Below are 17018 nucleotides of genomic sequence, written 5' to 3'. Positions count from 1 at the left end.
GGAGGCAGTTTCGTGAGAGTAGAAATCATTGCTTTTACAGAAAAGGGATATAAGCTTGGGAAAAGCATAATGGAAAGATGCCTTGGGAATGGTGTTCCGGGGGAGATTTCAGGAATGATCGGAGACAGTAAATGGGATATCGGCCTTTATGCAAAGACAAAGGCTCTTCCTGAGATTTCTGATCCCAGGGAATTAAATGAACTTATGTCACTTTGGTTTGGGAGATCCGAAAATGAAGCTGCGGGTTCTTCGGACACTGCTTCTATGAAGGATGACCCGGTAAGGGAAAGAGATAAAGCTTCAGCCATTATCTTTATAGGATCCACGGGAATAGCTGTTCGAGCCATAGCTCCATTTATCAAACATAAATCGGAGGATCCTGCGGTTATGGTGATTGATGAAGCGGGCCATTTTGTTATTTCACTGCTTTCCGGGCACCTGGGCGGAGCCAATGAACTGACTGATTATATTTCCAAACTAATTTCAGCAGAGCCTGTTATCACCACAGCTTCAGATATAGAGGGTGCCTTTTCTGTAGATGTTTTTGCAAAGGAAAATGGCTTTATCATTTCTGATTTCGGAAAGGCAAAGGAAGCTCAGGCGAAGGTGCTGAGAGGTGAGAAACTGCGGATATACAGTGATATAGGTATGGAAAATCTCCGGAAGAGACCCGGAATCGCGGAAGCCGAAATGCTATCATCGAAAGAAATCGATAAGGCTGATATAGTCATCAGTTACCGGACTAAGTATCTTCAGTATGAGGAGCCGGTTATCAGGCCTTTCGATGCCATCGGACTCAGGCTCACGGCGAAGCGGATATATGTGGGAATCGGAGCCAGGAAGGGTGTTTCCGAGGAAGATGTGATGAAGGCCTATGACAACTGCCTTAAGTCTTCAGGTATCGATCCTTCTTCGGTTGCGGCGCTTGTAAGCATTGATATAAAAAAGAATGAGCAGGGCATACTGACATTCAGCTATAAGAGAGAAATACCTTTTATCACCTATACCCCGGAGGAGCTAAGTTCTCTTGAGGGTGACTTTGCGGCAAGCGCCTTCGTTCAGAGCGTTACAGGTGTTTCCAATGTCTGCGAAAGGGCGGCAGCCTATGCTGCATCAAGAAACGGCTGCGAAAAAGTTTTAGTACACAAACAGATATACGGAAATGTGACACTGGCGATAGCGGTGGCAATGTGAGTCAGAGAATGAGGTCGAAGCCGGCCTCGTTCTTTTTTTTTCGATAGGCCCGCCAACCTGAAATCATCTAAGATGGGAGATAAATGATAAATCGGTCGTTTTAATTAATATAAATTTTGACTTTTGACGAAATATGAAATAGATACGGATGATTGTACGGTTAAGATACCTGAAATAGAGTTATTCAGATGGAAATCTGTGTCAGGTATAAAAGGAAGACGGTTGTTATAGAGCCAATTAGATCTGCATTTGTGTGGCAGAGATTACAAATAATAGGCTTAATTTATGAGGAGGATATTATGCAAATGACTTGTCCAAAATGCGGAGCTGCTGTCACCGGGAATATGAAGTTTTGTCGTAAATGTGGAGCTTCGCTTCAAAACATGATGCAGGGCCAGCCGAGTGCGCAGGATCAGCCGAATATGTACGGCCAGCCGAGTGCGCAGGGACAGCAAAATATGTATGGCCAGCCGAATGCGCAGGGACAGCAAAATATGTATGGCCAGCCGAATGCGCAGGGACAGCAAAATATGTATGGCCAGCCGAATATGCAGGGTCAGTCAAATATGTACGGCCAGCCGAATATGCAGGGACAGCAAAATATGTACGGCCAGCCGAGTGCGCAGGGTCAGTCAAATATGTATGGCCAGCCGAATATGCAGGGTCAGTCAAATATGTATGGCCAGCCTAATATGTATGGTCAGTCACAGATGCAGTACGGCACGGTTAAGCCAAAGAAAAAATCAGGTTTGGCAGTTGGAATCGGAGCCGGTGTTGCTGTTCTGGCTGTTCTCGCTGTTGGCGGATTTTTCGCATTTAAGCTTTTGCCAGGAATGTTCAAAGATCCAAAGACCCTGTTTGCGGAAAATGTTGTTTCGGTAACCAGAAATTTCAGTGATGAGTTCACGGACTTCGGTACAAAGCCTGTTGAGGCAATGGTTCATTTGGGAATGGATGACTCGAAGGATTCACATACAACAACAAAAATCACCACTATAGAATCGGATGCTTCAGGAAAAGATCAGGAGTATGCTTTGGAGCAAACATACAGTTATGATTCCGGAAGCGGAGATTCCGCGTATACTTTATCGGTAAGCATGGGAGATGCATCTCTTGGAACCGGAGGAGTGTACTACAATGGAAATGAATTCATCTATTCTCCGGCTAATACAAGTTCTCCTATGGTCAGGTACATGTTGGATGAAAGCAGCGCAAAGTCACTGGGAGCTTATCAGGCCATTGACAGATATACGCTTATGTTGACTGGGATGTCTTCAGAAAAAGAAGTTGACTGGGATAAACAGTTGGAAGATTTCCTCGAAGGATCACTTGCGGAATTAGATAAAAAAGAATTCGAAAAAGCCAAGGGAGACTATACCGTTTTCGGTAAGACTCAGGAATGTGATACAGTCAGCGTTACTGTGAAGGGGCAGGAAGCGAGAGACCTTATGGAGGGCATGATAAAACTCATTACTGTGGGTATTTCAAGGGGTGATGATATTGATACGAAAGAGATTTTCGGAGAAAATGAAACAGATGACAGCATAAGCCTCACAGTAACGACGTATTCCTACAAGAACAGTCCTGTAGGAGTTGTCATAAGCAGCACCAAAGGCACGGAGACATACAGCATTAATTTAAGCGGTTATAGTAGCGGTAAGGAAAAACAGACTATTATCGATGTTCCGTCAGAAAAAGGAAAAGGATTATATTACGAGGATGGAGTTTATTCCATTGACTCAGGATATGAAGTTTTAAACAAAATAAATTTTGGTGAATTTTCAATAGTGGTTGATGAAACCGGAACAATTAACGGTCTGGATCGAAATCTCAGGGGAAGCTTCACTATTAAAACCGGAAAGAATACCGGAAAAATCCATCTCCAGGAAGATAGTTTCACAGGTTCCATCAGTCAGGAAATAACCGATGGAAAAGGTCAATTTGTGACTGAAATCGAAACCAAAGAAGGACATGCAAAAATAACCACAAACTATGAAAGAGGAAAACTTCAGGAAGACAAGATCAAGGCGCCTGTGTTTCTTCCTGAATCAGGCATTGATTGCGGAAGTGATCTCGATGTTCTGAAAGAAAACCTTAATGCTAAAATGCTGGGTGATAAAGCTAAATCCTATTCAAATTTTGCAAACATGGGAAACAGAAATTCTCTTGTGCGTCTGGGATATGTTATTTCACTGATGACCAAAAACAGATGATACGCAGCAGGCATATCGATCTGAGGGTGTGCTGCTACATTAAAAAGATAACAGGTATCGTATATGATTGAAGCAAAGGGACTCGTTAAAAGATATGGCAGGTATACAGCAGTGGATAATGCATCTTTGTCCCTTGAAAAAGGGGAGATAATAGCATTGCTTGGTTCCAATGGAAGCGGTAAGAGCACACTTCTCTCTATGCTTGCCATGATTCTTAAACCGGATTCCGGTGAAGTGACGGTAGATGGTCTCAAAGGAAAACAGGCTAAGGAAAAGATAGCTTATGTACCTCAGGAGATTGTTCTTTTTGAGGAATTGACTGTTTTAGAGAATCTTTATGCGTGGTCATCCCTTAAAGGAAAAGAAAATACAGAACGTGCAGAATATCTCATAAACGAGCTTGAAATGACGGATTTCAAAAGAAAGCGTGTAGACAGACTTTCCGGCGGACAAAGAAGAAGAGTCAATCTGGCTGTTGCGTTGATGGGAAAATATGATTATCTGTTACTGGATGAACCTCTTGCCGGGATAGATGCTCACGGAGGAGAATGCATCGAACAGCTTTTAAGAAAAGAAAAAGACAAGGGATGCGCCATGATAGTAACTGAGCATAATCCGACGATTCTTTTACCCCTTACGGACCGTTCATTGAGAATTGAAAGGGGACATTTAACTGTGTAAGTCCGGTGGTGTAAATATGGTATGGGGGTTATGGAATGAATCCTTTTTTGTTCATACTATATGATATAAAAAGACTGTTTGGCCGTGGAAAAACGGCTTTTATTGCTATGCTTTCCCCTATCCCTGTAATTCTGATGTTTGCATTGTTCCTGGCTCCCGTGCTTACCCAGGGAAACGGGGCATTTTTTTCCGGGGCGATTCTGAATGAGGATAACAGTGAAAGCGTTGATCAGTTGATGAATATAATCATCAATTATGAGGTTAAAAAGGGTAATGTAGCTGTTTATCCAGTAAAAGAAAAAGAAACGGGAGAGCGTATGGTGGACGAAGGAAAGGTTGCTGTGTTTATGTACATTCCTCCCGACACATACGCTGATTCCATGAACGGGAACAGAGTGGTTATGGAGTTTTACTATACACCTTCCCGTGCATTTGATGCCCTGACATTTTATACAGGAATAAAAAGCAGCTTATCTGTTTTCGGTCAGGGAATCCGGCTTGTGAATATCGCTGTAGGAATTGCAAAGAAACTGGGATTAAGTGAGGATGAGATATTCAGAATCTGGGATGAGGGAGTCCTGGATCTGCAAAACGTGTTCATTCATAGGGGAAGAGTTATAGGGAAAAACGGTATTTTTCTTTTTGGAGCCGATTATCATTTCAGATTTGCCATTGCCCTTCTTTTTGCCACATGTGCATACATGTCTTCATTTCCCGTCATTTACCTAACCAGTCTCGATTTATCGGAAATTTTTAATAAAAGAAGTATTCCGGCCAAAAGACTTCTTTTGTACTTTATAGCCAGAATTATTTCAGGAGCAATTCTGATTCTGTTTTCATTTTTAATCATGTTCCCGGTTGCGCGTTTGTTAAGACAGATAGAGCTTAATTTCGCCTTGTCTGTTATCCCGGGAATCATATTGACTTCCCTGGTATTCTCATCTTTAGCTGTACTTATAGGTTCAATGTTTAAGCGGGGGCAATCTGCGCTTTGGGCCGGACTGTATTTCGGAACAGCATCGGTAGCATCAGTGGCATTTTTATCAGACAAGACAGATATTCCGGAAGCATTAGCTCTGCTAATGAGAATTTCTCCTTTTAGAGCCAGCGTGAGTATTTTTTCCAATGGTATGTTTAATCTTATGATTGAACGTTATGCATTCGATATGTTTGTTTTATTTTCTGCATTTGTGATATTTTCTGCTGCAGGATTTGTTATTTACATGAAAAGGAGTGCCCTATGAATTATTTCGCATTGCTTAAGGGCAGAGCAAGGGCACTGCTTATGGATTTTTCTTCATTGGCTGTAATCATTATAGCTGTGGTAGTTTCTATATATATTTCGAAATACAGTGAAAAAGAAAATGCCAAGGGCATCATTATAGAAATTGTAAACGAAGATAAGGGTCTGCTTGGCAGTCGTCTCATAGACATTCTTTCTTCTGAAGAAGCTTTCAAATACAATGTAACAAGCTATGATGAAGCCGTAAAAGCAGTTGCCGGTAATAAAGCACAGGGTATAATTGAAATTGTTCCTGATTTTTCGGAAAAGATCGGGAGAAGTGAATATGAATCCCTGGTTCACATTACGGTCATGGCGGATTCCTATGATATGACGACCTTTACTGAAATGGTGATAAATGATGTCATTAAAGTCTGGTCGGAAACCCTTGTTGAAAAGAGAATAGGAGAAATACAAGGTGTCAGTCAGAGTGACATTACGGAATTCAGAGAAGAGATTAAGGATGTATGGAACAGAGAATCACTCCTGGATATAGAGAGTGTTATGGGTAAGGAAGAGAAAACAGAAGAGGAAGAAAACTATTTCGGTATACGGTGGTATGCGGTTTTTGCCATGTTTTATCTTTGCATAAGCGGTACATGGATGTGTAATTATTCAAGTACCGGACTTTTGAGAAGAGTTTCCGGCAGAGGAGGAAAAATTACACTGCTCTTTATTTTTCAGTCACTTCCCGGAGTTGTTATATCATTCCTTGGATTTATTCCGGTTCTTATAACAAGCGGGCACCCTGATCCTTGCAATGTGTTTATTTCGTTTTTGATTTATATATGCTCATCTGCAGCTTTTGCTCTTATAATCTGTTGCATGTCAGGCAAATTTTCAAATCTTGTTTTGATATCTCCCATCAGTACCATGGTAGTTTCACTTTTTTCGGGGCTTCTGTGCGAACTTCCCGACTGGGCAAATCTTTGGGGGACAACATCTGTTATCATTCCCGGACACTGGTTGTATGAGGCCATATTGGAAAAGAGATTTTTCTTAGGGGCCATGCTGGTGTTTGCCTGCTGGTTTATACTGGGGATATGCATATCATGGGGGTTCAGTAAAAAGAAAATTCATTAAAGGAAGACAGAATTGGAAAATGTAGAGAACAAGAACAGATCGGTTTTTATATTAAGCTTAGTCAGTATTCTTATATTAGTTGTTACAAATAAGATATGTGAAAAGACATTACCAGGATATACGATACCGGGAAGTGAATATTTACTGATAAAAATATTTATGTTTATCATATCAGTGATAGTGGTGAGTTTAATTTTATGCGGGAAACTGTCTTTTTCTTTTTCCTGTTTCAGGATCTCAAAGGACTGTAATTTCAAACGGGAGATCATGGAAGTAGCGGCTATAATACTTATATATTCCGTGGTTTTATATGGTTACAGACTTTATAAGAGTTCAACAGATCCGGTTTACCTGGAACGACCACTGTTTGCTCTTTATCTAAATATTAATTTCCGGTGGTTTTATCCTTTAAGTTCCTTGTGGCAGGAGCTTTTGATAAAACCGCTGTGGCAGGATAATGTAAAACAGGCTATGGGCGGTAATAAGAAGGGCACACTGATCTATATAGGATTATTGTTTTGTATCTATCACATGCATTTTCCGCTGTACTTTATGGTTGCTGCCGGAGTCCTCTGTATTCTCACAGGAATTCTTTATGAAAGAGACAGGAATATCTGGGGTGTATGGGCTCTTCATTTCTTCCTGGGATTTTTACCGAGAGCGGTGGGGCTTGCCTGATAGTACGGAATGTGGTAGGAGCGGGTGCTGATATGGAATATGTAATGGTAATGGAAAAACGAATAAAAGATATGCTGTATCAAAAACTAAAAAAGAGAAAAGGAAAAACAATATTTCTTCTCTTTATTGAGACTGTTTTATCTTTTTTGATTTTATACTATCTGACTATCGGAAATGACAGGGGTAACGCTTTAATAGTGGTAATCACCATGATTTTAGCCATGATTCCCATAGGTATGGAACTCCTTTTTAACATGACGATTCCATGGGCTGTGTATGTTTTTTCGGTTTTCTACACATTGGGACATGCAATGGGGTATTGCTTAGGTTTATATATGCGTTTTTCCTGGTGGGATGATATGATGCATTTCACCGAAGGATTTCTGTTTACATTGTTTGGATACTATTATCTGTCTATCGGAGATGAGGGCAGTAAAAAAGCGCGGATCAGAAATATTGTTTTTGCAATATCTCTTTCTGTTTTCATCGCGGTCCTTTGGGAAATAACAGAGTATATGGTGGATAAAGTATGGCTTTTGGATATGCAGAAAGATGTGTTTGTTTCCAGAATAGATTCATACCTTCTTGCGGGAAATACGGGAGCTATAGAATCCATAGAAAATATAGGTGAAGTCACGGTGGGAGGTCAGATTCTCCCGGGATATATCGACATAGGACTTATCGATACAATGGATGATCTCATCATGGCTTTAGTCGGTTCAATTGTGTTTTCTGTATATGCACTTATAGATCAGGACAGGCATCCGATATTGAAATTTGGAACCGATTAGTGATTTGCACCATAAACTTATCAGTTGGTAAAGTGATACATCTATCAATGAGAGATTAAATTAGATATGCATATGTATGTCGGAAATAAACGACGAAAAACATGTATTAATGGAGGGAGGAAGCAGTAAATGAAAAAGAAGCTGGCACTTATGGCAGCAGCCTGTATTTTTGCTTTTGGAGTTTTTGGATGCGGAAATTCCGCAAATGATCCGGCTCCGGTGGCTGAAACAAAACCGGCGGCAGAATCACAGGCAGAGGAAACAGAATCAGGGTCTAAAGATAGTAAAGGGAATACGGAAGAAAGCAAAGTGGCTCAGGACGAGTCTGTTTCGGAAGTAAAAGAAACCCCGGCGGAAGAGATTGATTATCCCACATTACCCCTTCCGGAATATCATTACTATGGCACGGAAGACTGGGCTGAGTATGCAGACAGTGTTTGTCATTTCCTTGTAGAAAACAGTTTTGGAGATGAGGCAGCAGATCTTAATATATGCGTACCAGTCGTTCTTAAGATGGATGACTGTGATCCAAAGGATGTGAAGCTTTGGGGCGAATACATGATTTATAAGTATCAGCTGATGAAGACTTCTCTTATCGAAGAGGGCGGAGGTTCATTCGGTGGTGTAGCCCATCTTGATACAACAGGCGGTAGTCCTATCGTTAGTGACTTTGATTTCCTTGAGGATGGTTCGGGATTTGATGCTTCTCTTGACAGGCTTTTCGGTAAAGAGGGGTTGAAGGATGCATATCTGAAGGCCTGTGATGATCGTGATAAGTATCTTGCTGAGTCATTGGCAAATTATATCAACAAAAATGGACTGTATATCACCCAGTATCAGGAGTTCGGCTGGGCGCCGGTTCAGGTTCTCAATGCACCGCCCACAAGGGATGAAGATCAGATCATTGATTATGTAGGTAATTTCGCTTATACCACTCAGTTTGATATGCGGGAGATCTGTTCTTTGGAGGCGGAGGATACAGATGCCTTTGTTAATGTGGAAAGTGATGACTGGAATGAATTCATGATTGAATTATATAGAAAAGAAGGCTCCGATATGGACAATGTCATCAAGGATCTTCGTTCTCACCTTGCTGATGAAGATGCAGATCTCGAAAGAACAGAGGATGTGACATTTAAGGACATCGAAGGGTGCATAGTACTTGTGAGCAAAGGACCTTACGAAGATGGTGATCAGGTTTACACGAACTATCTGGTTCCGAGAGATGACGGCATCTTTGTGGTGAAAATCTCCTCAACCTACAGCTCTGATGAGGATAAGCAGATGGCTACTGATGCGATCATTGAGGAGTTTTTGGGAAAGATGGAGCTGAAGTAAAACTCTTTAAACTACTGATTCAAGCATGATTTTTTGATTTTGAGAAAATCTGGTATAATCAGAATTTCAAAGTTTAGTAGGGATTAAACTGTAGTCAGGAAAATGGACACTTCAGTTTCCATAATTATTTAGGGTAAGACTTTAGTAAATGATAACGAAAAAGCACGATTCCGGATCTGGGAATCGTGCTTTGTTATTATAAGAATTAATAGTATCGCTTTATGAAAATCTGTATGAATATTTTTTAGCTGTTTATTTCTGACACACAGATGAAGATCTGATTGGCTCATTTAATCCAGCTTCTTCTGTACCTTATCCAATTCTTTCTTTACATCATTTCCGGCTAGAGCATTCTGTTCAGCGGCGATGATGTCCTTTTTGACCTGTGCCCACTCGGTTTTTTCTGTAGGATAGAACTTGCAGTTATCGAGGATATCAAGCCATGCGCCGAAGGAAGTATCATATTTTGCCATATATTTTACACCGGATTTCACAACCGGAAGGAAACCCTCCATTTCCACCCAGGCAGTATAGTTCTCTGGTTCAAAGAAGAACGTCATAAACTGACCTATTGCTTCATTTCTTGCATCCTGATCGGAGGCTCCGTCATTTTTAAATACGAGAATCCTGTCCATAACACCGATGGATGATGAGGTCTTACCTTTAGCAGCGGGAATAGCAACAGGAACCATGTTAATGTTTCCGCCCTTTTTTTCTACATAAGCCGGAAGCTGATTGGGGCCGATGACCATAGCAAGCTTCCCTTCTGAGAACATATCCTGAAGATCATATCGGGTCTGCGTGGCAGGCTTAGGATTTGTGTAGCCTTTTTCTACTAATCCCAAAGCAAACTCAAGAGCTTCAACATTTTCAGAAGAATTAATCTCCCAATTTCCCTTGTTATCAACAAAACCGCCGCCATTACCCCAGGTATAGTAAGAGAATGCCGCCTGCCCTTCGTCAGTTGTCATATCGATACCCCAGGGATAAATCTTTCCGCTATAGTATTTCTTAATTTCTTTGCATGCATCTTCAAGTTCTGTCCATGTGGTTGGAAAGTCTATCCCCACTTCCTTAAAGATATCAGCATTACAGTAAAGCGCACGGGAGGACGCAAGGTCAGGAAGCGCCCATACTGTACCGTCAATAGAAGACTGATCAAGGAATGGACTGAAGAAATCATTATAGAGTTTCGTCGGGCAATAATCCTTAACCGGAAGAAGCAGTCCCTCCTCGGCATATTCATTATAAGTATCAATATTCAGTATATCCGGGGCATTGCCGTTCCTGATTCGCTTGTCTGCTTCGTCATAAACATCACTCCAGGGAACAACCTCAAGGTTCAATTTGATATTTGGATTTTCTTCTTCAAATTTCGTCACAAAGTTTGAACCTTTCATACCGGAGCCCAGGAACCAGTCTTTTGTATTTTCTCCGTATTCGCATATGATGACATCGAGTTCCGTAACGGTATCAGTATTCTTTTTTGCATCTTTTGGTAACATTGATTCCAATGCTGACTTTTTCATAAGGATTGGCTCGATAGGTATAATGTTTTTATCTGAACTGTAACCATAGCTCGTAAACATAGTGGCAATCATGGATGCAGCTATAATGCCTGCCATGAGTTTTCTCATAATCGTATCCTCCTCTATAAACCTATGTTTTTCGCCGTTTATATCTGTCACACAGATGCAAATCTAATCGGCTCCCTTTACCTAACATTAAACGGAATTACTTTATAAAAAAGTATCTCGATATGTATATCGGCACAGAATTCACTTGTAAAACCGGTTGTTGCCATAGAATCAAGGAAATAATTAATCACCTTTTTTGAACGCAAAATCCATTCCCAATCCTCAACAGTGGGATAAAGCATATTAAGTTATTACAAGAAGCACGATTTTCCAAACGGGGAATCGTTTGGCAGGCTGCTACATTTATCCTCTTATTAGGAATAGTTTTTTCGCCGAAGTAAAGATTAGGATTATTTTATGCACGTTACAGAAAGGCTTTATTCCAGGGAAAGGAGATTTTAAGATGCTTAAAAGAAGTGTGAAGAGCGAAGATTTTAACCGGATTACACGACGTTTCAAAGCCATGCTTTTTGCTGTAATTATCGCAAGTGTAAGCATTATCGGCAGCAGTATGGCCTTTGCGGCAGGAACCTACAGCAACCTCTCATATACCGAAAGACCAACAAAGAGCGAGTTCAGCTGGTGGTATAACGGGGTTTTGCAAAATGGGGCTCCTTCAGGAGTCCGTTGGCTTGATTCTTCGGAATATCAGGGAAGCTGGAAGGGATATGTGTTATTCCCGCCTCAGTTTGGAGATACTACAACTGTTGAGGAGCTGGTAAATATTAATATCGCTTTCACATCGCAGCAGGTAGTTTTAACATGGGATCCGTATTATTCACGGATCGGCGGGCAGGACTATGATGATCAGTACATGGATGACAGCTTTTTCACTGGTTATGAATGGGGAGCAGGAATCTATGTAACAGGCGGCGGTAATATAACTATTGATGAGTTTTATGAGCTCAATGATGTTCAGTATGCAACAGGTACCATGGTTGTTCCGTCTGGTGAAACAGGGTATGTTGCTCTTATGAGGCCTTGAAGATATGTTCTGTACAAATTGCGGTAGTAAAATATCTGAAAATGTAAGTTTTTGTCCTAACTGCGGCGCCCGGGTAAAGATGCAGCCGGGTGCACCGGAAGCTTCGTCAAACGCAAATTTTCAAAATGTCGGAAACAACTTTGGGGCAGCCCAAGGTTCGTACAATGCCGGTCAGCAATCATCCGGAAGTGGAGGCGTTTATAGCGGCACATCAGGAGGTCCTCAGGAGCAGTACACTGCCAACCAGCAGCCAATCGGAAATATAGGGGCATTTGGTGCGGCTCAAGTGAAGTACACAGGCGTGCCTTCCGGAAGTCCATCAATGAGAAACCAGTACTCGGGTAGTTTTGCCGCATCAGCCGATGAGCCTATGCTGGTCCAGGATCCTTCACTTCCCGAAGGTATATTCCGTGACAGTAAAGGTGCTTTTCACTGGCAGTATGAACTTAACATGATAAAGAATCCTGTGGTACTGTTTCTTATCATCAAAATCTTTTTTGGAGTTTGTTTCGGTGTAGGACTGATGCTGGCTCTTATGGTGCTCATAGAGGATGGTGATTTTGAGGATGCTATAAGGTTTTTACTGATAGTAACATTCGGGATAGGTGGGCTCATGATTGTAATGGGGGTCATAGCTTATTACATACTTGTTGCAATAAAAGGAGGACGTTATACAGTTGTCCATTCCATGGATGAAAACTCAGTGCAGCATCTTCAGACTCCAGCTGAAAAGGATCAAAGCAGGAAAATGAGATCCCTGCTTTTTGTAATGGGACTACTGACGGACAACCCATCATCAGTTGGTCTTTCCATGGGGGCGAGAGATGAGATGGAATCGGCATATAAAGACGTGAGAAAAGTCATCGCCTCAAGGAGACACGATCTCATAAAGGTAAATAATCTTTTGCAGCATAACCAGATTTATGCCTATCCTCATCAGTACGAATTTGTTTTTAACTATATTGCTTCCCATTGTCCGAATGCGAAGATAAAAAGATGAGGAGGTTGTTGAACGATGAGTAAGTTACGTGTAAAGTCTGCAGTACTTTCAATACTGCTGCTAATAGGAGTTACGGGTTTAGGTGTGTCAGGGATGTCTCTTAGGCTCGACATGAATAACACAACTCAAGGAGTAGGATCTGTCATAACCGAGGGAGCCATCGATAATCCGGTATGCCTTGCAAAGCAGAATTCAAATGTAAAGCAGAGCAAAAATAAGAATTCAGGTTATTGGTATGAGTATACGGAATTAGAACTTGAAGCTCCGGGCAGATTTAAATTGAATCCTATAATAAAAGACAGCGAAGGAAATATCCTGCGTTCTGTAAAATCATATGCTGATGTGTCTTTTACAACTACCACAAAGGATTGTGAAGACGGGTATATGAAGACGATCATAGAGGCTAAAAATAATTACAAGTATTCATCTTTAGGAGATGATGAATTCGTAATGCTGAAGTGGGCTCCGATTGATATGTATTCAGGCAGGTTTTTCGAGGATTTTGACCCTGATGGAGATTATGTGCTGAAGACATATGTTGGGACTAAATCGAAATAGGATATCCATAAGTTTACTATAAAAGATGGAAAGGATGAATATGAAATATCCTGGTACTATGAAGCTGAAGGGGAAGATGACGGAAGGACTGAAACATTCTATATCACATATCCCGAAGAGTATAACGGAGTTGGGATATTCATTTCCGGAGCATATGGATCGGTGGAAGATATGACAAGTATAAGTGAAAGAGCCGAAGAACTTGGCGGATGGTATGAGATGCGTGTAGAAGACTATTTCAACTTTGTTACTACACCGCATATCATCGATTGCCGTAATGATTCTTAAGAATAAGCATAAGGGATATAAAACTGCAGAGGAAAGCTTTCTTTCGGATTTTAGGACTGTAAATCATCATAGGGTGGTTTGCAGTCCTTTTCTTTATACGTTAAAATTAAAGGATAAAGCATTATAGTTACGGAGGCGGAAATGGGAACGGTTTATGCTGTTGGCTTCGGGCCGGGAGATGTGAAGTACGAGACATTGGAAGCAAGAGAAGTGCTGTCCGGTGCCGATGTGATAGTCGGTTATAAAACTTACGTGGATATAATCAGAAAACAGTATCCGGAGAAGGAGTACCTGGTTTCCGGCATGCGTGAGGAAGAGGAACGATGTAAAAAAGCAATGGAACTTGCGGTGGCAGGAAAAAATGTTGCCGTTATCTCATCAGGTGACGCCGAGATTTACGGCATGGCAGGGTTACTGTATGAGCTTTCGGAGAAGGAAACAAATTTCGGAGTACAGGTAAAAACTGTTCCCGGATTATCCGCGGTTTTAAGCGGAGGTGCGGTACTTGGAGCTCCTGTAGGTCATGATTTCTGCGTAATCAGTCTGTCTGATCTTCTGACGCCATGGGATATCATCGAGAAGAGACTTCGCGCGGCAGCTTCCGGGGATTTCGTAATAGTTCTTTACAATCCTGTGAGTCATAAAAGAGTTGATAAATTTAAAAGAGCCTGCGGGATACTGGAGGAGAATCTTCCTTCCGACATAGTCTGCGGTTATGTGAGAAATATAGGAAGAGATGGCTGCAGCAGCCGGATTTTCCTTTTGCATCAACTAAAGGCTATGGCTGATGATTCGGAGATTGATATGCTGACCACGATTTTTGTTGGTAATTCGGAAACTAAAATGGTTGAAACACCGGATGGTCCCAGAATGGTGACACCGAGAGGTTATGGTGTTAAGTAGGAGATAAATGCGTATTTTTTTATTTGGAGGAACTACAGAAGGAAGAAAACTGGCGGAGTACATAGCTGACGAGAACAGAAAGAGGGATGCTGAAGGAAGAGAGGATTTTCTTGAGACCGAGGTCTTTGTGGCAACAGATTATGGAGCAGATCTTCTTCCTAAGGAGACACACATAGCTGTTCGTGTTGGAAGGCTGGATGCTGATGAGATGGCAAAATGCTTTATAACTGCAAATGATAATTGCAGGAGTTCGGTTAATCAAAAAGTATCATCTGAAAGTGATGAACAAGCTGTAACTTTTGAGTTGTCAGGAGATAGAATGGAGGAGGCTTTAGTTATTGATGCGACTCACCCATATGCAGCTGTTGTTACAGAAAACATATTTAAGGCCTGCAAGGCATCCGGAGTGAGATGTATAAGAATAAATCGACCGCAAGCAGATTCCGATTCAGATAGCTCTGACTTTATTTATTTCGATAATGTTCAAAACGCCGTAGGATGGCTCAACTCAACTTTCGAAAAAAATCCGGAAGAGAGAAAACATATACTCATAACCACAGGGTCCAAAGAAATTCAGGAATATACAGTAATACCTGATTTTCAGGAGTACTGTTACGTGAGAGCACTTCCTGCGACGGAAGTTCTTGAGAAGTGCATGGAGCTTGGATTCAGAAGGGACAGATTGATTTTGATGCAGGGACCCTTCGGAGTGGATATGAATATGGCTCAACTAAGATATGCCTCTGCAGGATACATGGTCACAAAGGATTCCGGAGAAATCGGAGGATTTCCCGAAAAATGTGAGGCAGCCATAGAGCTGGGGGTTAAGGTTCTTGTCATCGGCAGACCCTTATCATTGAATATTCAGGAAGAAGAAAGATATATAGTTATGAGTCTTAAAGATGTATTGGATGAGTTGTCTGCAAGATACTAAAAAATACTTAATGAAAAAGATGAGAATGTTGTAGTTGCAAAGTCTATGATAGGTGATGACTGAAATTTAATTCAGATGTTTTCTTAGGAGGTACATAATGAGAATCATAAATCTGATTGGTGTTGGTCCGGGAAGTCCGGATATGGTAACAATGGAGGCAATTAAGGCCATAAAGCAGTCGGATGTTCTGATGGGAGCAGCAAGAGCGCTTAAGACTGCTCAGGATGCGGTTCCGGAGCTTGATATCGAAATATGCGAGGCTGTGAAAACAGATGATATGGTTTCGTATATCAAGGCTCATCCGGAGAAGAAGGTGGTCTCTGCGGTATTTACCGGAGATACCAGCGTATATAGTGGTGCCATACCCCTTAAAAAAGCATTGGAACGAAATATGAGACCTGACGGTGGTGATGACTCAGAGGATGAGGAAAAATCTGACAGCTTAGAGATAAGGAACTATGCGGGAGTGTCCAGCATCCAGTATTTCCTCAGCAAGCGGTCCATAAGTATGGCGGATGTTAAGCTTGTGAGTCTTCACGGACGTCACAAGGATATGATTCCGCTTATTCGTGAGAATAAATTCGTTTGTGCCCTTCTCGGAAGTGAGGGTACAGTTTCAAATATTTCCGAGGAGCTCATTCAGTTCGGACTCAGTTCTGTGAAGATAATAGTTGGTGAAAGACTGAGTTATAAGGACGAGAAATTCTCTGTAGGAAAGACAAGGGAAATGAGGGGCAAGATGTTCGACCGTCTCGCAATTGCCCTTTTTGAAAATGATGATGCAATTACACCTATCAGGTCTTACGGCATAGGTGATGAGCACTTTGAGAGAACAGGCGGAGTTCCTATCACAAAGAGAGATGTTAGAGCCCTGAGTCTTTGTCGTCTGGCAATCCGCGATAACAGTATCATTTACGATATCGGCTCTGGAAGCGGCAGTATGGCGGTAGAGGCTGGTCTTGCAAGTCCTGAGGGCAAGGTGATTGCAGTTGAGATAAATCAGGATGCCATCGACACCATCGAAAGAAACAGGTATCAGTTTAAGGTTGACAATATACGTATAGTTCGCGGTAAGGCACCGGAATGTTTTTCTGAAATGGATATGCAGAAGCCCGGTGAGAGGAAGAATGTTGCAAACGATGGCCCTTTGCCCATACCTGACTGTGTTTTCATCGGCGGAAGCAAGGGCAATCTCCAAAAGATAGTTGATTGGGCGGTTAATATCAACCCTGATGTAGTCATCGTCATAAACACTGTGACTCTTGAGTCAGTTGCGGAGGTTCTGGAGATAGAGAAACGACTTACGGATTATAATTTTGAAATGGTTGAGATTCAGGCAACCGGTCTTGAACGGCGCGGAAGCTATCACATGCATCATGCGGAGAATCCTATAACCATTACGAGAATTTCCAGGAGATGATGTGACACTCACGGCCGGTTTTCCCATTGGAGT

General features: G+C 41.7%; 15 protein-coding genes. 14 read left to right on the top strand and 1 reads right to left on the bottom strand.

What is annotated here, in order from left to right:
• Window positions 1-12: 12 nt before the first annotated feature.
• The 8 genes from T515_RS09800 to T515_RS09765 all read left to right on the top strand — a co-directional run bounded on the left by T515_RS09800 (window position 13) and on the right by T515_RS09765 (window position 9260).
• Entirely contained in the window at window positions 13-1194 is a 1182-nt protein-coding gene (locus T515_RS09800) for a cobalt-precorrin 5A hydrolase (protein WP_051671619.1), read from the top strand.
• A gap of 305 nt (window positions 1195-1499) precedes the next feature.
• Window positions 1500-3407 (top strand): zinc ribbon domain-containing protein, encoded by a 1908-nt coding sequence (locus tag T515_RS09795; RefSeq protein WP_036610404.1) that lies wholly within the window; start codon window positions 1500-1502, stop codon window positions 3405-3407.
• A gap of 63 nt (window positions 3408-3470) precedes the next feature.
• Entirely contained in the window at window positions 3471-4088 is a 618-nt protein-coding gene (locus T515_RS09790) for an ABC transporter ATP-binding protein (protein WP_036610401.1), read from the top strand.
• Window positions 4089-4123: 35 nt separating this feature from the next.
• Window positions 4124-5332, top strand: coding sequence for an ABC transporter permease (locus T515_RS09785; protein ID WP_036610398.1), 1209 nt, complete (start codon window positions 4124-4126; stop codon window positions 5330-5332).
• Window positions 5329-6453, top strand: coding sequence for an ABC transporter permease (locus tag T515_RS09780; protein WP_036610395.1), 1125 nt, complete (start codon window positions 5329-5331; stop codon window positions 6451-6453). The genes T515_RS09785 and T515_RS09780 overlap by 4 nt, the downstream gene beginning before the upstream one ends.
• A gap of 267 nt (window positions 6454-6720) precedes the next feature.
• Window positions 6721-7131, top strand: coding sequence for a CPBP family intramembrane glutamic endopeptidase (locus T515_RS17605; RefSeq protein ID WP_197026419.1), 411 nt, complete (start codon window positions 6721-6723; stop codon window positions 7129-7131).
• 32 nt (window positions 7132-7163) lie between these two features.
• Window positions 7164-7922, top strand: a complete 759-nt coding sequence (locus T515_RS16660) for a hypothetical protein (protein WP_051671618.1) — start codon at window positions 7164-7166, stop codon at window positions 7920-7922.
• 129 nt (window positions 7923-8051) lie between these two features.
• Window positions 8052-9260 carry a hypothetical protein gene (locus T515_RS09765; RefSeq protein WP_036610390.1) on the top strand — a complete coding sequence of 403 codons (1209 nt, stop codon included), beginning with the start codon at window positions 8052-8054 and terminating at the stop codon, window positions 9258-9260.
• A gap of 290 nt (window positions 9261-9550) precedes the next feature.
• Here the strand turns inward: T515_RS09765 and T515_RS09760 are convergent, their stop codons facing one another.
• Window positions 9551-10897, bottom strand: a complete 1347-nt coding sequence (locus T515_RS09760; protein WP_051671617.1) for an ABC transporter substrate-binding protein — start codon at window positions 10895-10897, stop codon at window positions 9551-9553.
• A 403-nt stretch (window positions 10898-11300) separates the two neighbouring features.
• Here T515_RS09760 and T515_RS09755 point away from each other — a divergent pair, with 403 nt between their 5' ends.
• From T515_RS09755 to cbiT, 6 genes are all read left to right on the top strand, one after another.
• Window positions 11301-11882 carry a hypothetical protein gene (locus tag T515_RS09755; RefSeq protein ID WP_036610387.1) on the top strand — a complete coding sequence of 194 codons (582 nt, stop codon included), beginning with the start codon at window positions 11301-11303 and terminating at the stop codon, window positions 11880-11882.
• A 4-nt stretch (window positions 11883-11886) separates the two neighbouring features.
• Window positions 11887-12882 carry a zinc ribbon domain-containing protein gene (locus T515_RS09750; RefSeq protein ID WP_036610384.1) on the top strand — a complete coding sequence of 332 codons (996 nt, stop codon included), beginning with the start codon at window positions 11887-11889 and terminating at the stop codon, window positions 12880-12882.
• Window positions 12883-12897: 15 nt separating this feature from the next.
• Window positions 12898-13440: a hypothetical protein gene (locus T515_RS09745; RefSeq protein ID WP_036610382.1), complete on the top strand. Its 543-nt coding sequence runs from the start codon at window positions 12898-12900 to the stop codon at window positions 13438-13440.
• A gap of 429 nt (window positions 13441-13869) precedes the next feature.
• The gene (cobJ, locus tag T515_RS09740; RefSeq protein WP_036610380.1) at window positions 13870-14631 is read left to right on the top strand and encodes a precorrin-3B C(17)-methyltransferase; all 762 of its coding nucleotides are present in this window, start codon (window positions 13870-13872) and stop codon (window positions 14629-14631) included.
• A gap of 7 nt (window positions 14632-14638) precedes the next feature.
• Window positions 14639-15565, top strand: coding sequence for a precorrin-6A/cobalt-precorrin-6A reductase (locus T515_RS09735; protein ID WP_036610378.1), 927 nt, complete (start codon window positions 14639-14641; stop codon window positions 15563-15565).
• Between the two features lie 97 nt (window positions 15566-15662).
• Entirely contained in the window at window positions 15663-16985 is a 1323-nt protein-coding gene (cbiT, locus tag T515_RS09730) for a precorrin-6Y C5,15-methyltransferase (decarboxylating) subunit CbiT (protein ID WP_036610375.1), read from the top strand.
• The last annotated feature ends 33 nt before the right edge of the window (window positions 16986-17018 follow it).

The sequence above is a fragment of the Oribacterium sp. P6A1 genome (genome assembly GCF_000702885.1).
Lineage (GTDB): Bacteria > Bacillota > Clostridia > Lachnospirales > Lachnospiraceae > Oribacterium.
This window is presented reverse-complemented; position numbering and strand designations above follow the sequence as displayed.

Coding starts and splice junctions, on each gene's coding strand:
- T515_RS09795 (WP_036610404.1), top strand. CDS start 1,500: ATGACTTGTCCAAAATGCGGAGCTGCTGTCACCGGGAATATGAAGTTT.
- T515_RS09790 (WP_036610401.1), top strand. CDS start 3,471: ATGATTGAAGCAAAGGGACTCGTTAAAAGATATGGCAGGTATACAGCA.
- T515_RS09785 (WP_036610398.1), top strand. CDS start 4,124: ATGAATCCTTTTTTGTTCATACTATATGATATAAAAAGACTGTTTGGC.
- T515_RS09780 (WP_036610395.1), top strand. CDS start 5,329: ATGAATTATTTCGCATTGCTTAAGGGCAGAGCAAGGGCACTGCTTATG.
- T515_RS17605 (WP_197026419.1), top strand. CDS start 6,721: ATGGAAGTAGCGGCTATAATACTTATATATTCCGTGGTTTTATATGGT.
- T515_RS16660 (WP_051671618.1), top strand. CDS start 7,164: ATGGAATATGTAATGGTAATGGAAAAACGAATAAAAGATATGCTGTAT.
- T515_RS09765 (WP_036610390.1), top strand. CDS start 8,052: ATGAAAAAGAAGCTGGCACTTATGGCAGCAGCCTGTATTTTTGCTTTT.
- T515_RS09760 (WP_051671617.1), bottom strand. CDS start 10,897: ATGAGAAAACTCATGGCAGGCATTATAGCTGCATCCATGATTGCCACT.
- T515_RS09755 (WP_036610387.1), top strand. CDS start 11,301: ATGCTTAAAAGAAGTGTGAAGAGCGAAGATTTTAACCGGATTACACGA.
- T515_RS09750 (WP_036610384.1), top strand. CDS start 11,887: ATGTTCTGTACAAATTGCGGTAGTAAAATATCTGAAAATGTAAGTTTT.
- T515_RS09745 (WP_036610382.1), top strand. CDS start 12,898: ATGAGTAAGTTACGTGTAAAGTCTGCAGTACTTTCAATACTGCTGCTA.
- cobJ (WP_036610380.1), top strand. CDS start 13,870: ATGGGAACGGTTTATGCTGTTGGCTTCGGGCCGGGAGATGTGAAGTAC.
- T515_RS09735 (WP_036610378.1), top strand. CDS start 14,639: ATGCGTATTTTTTTATTTGGAGGAACTACAGAAGGAAGAAAACTGGCG.
- cbiT (WP_036610375.1), top strand. CDS start 15,663: ATGAGAATCATAAATCTGATTGGTGTTGGTCCGGGAAGTCCGGATATG.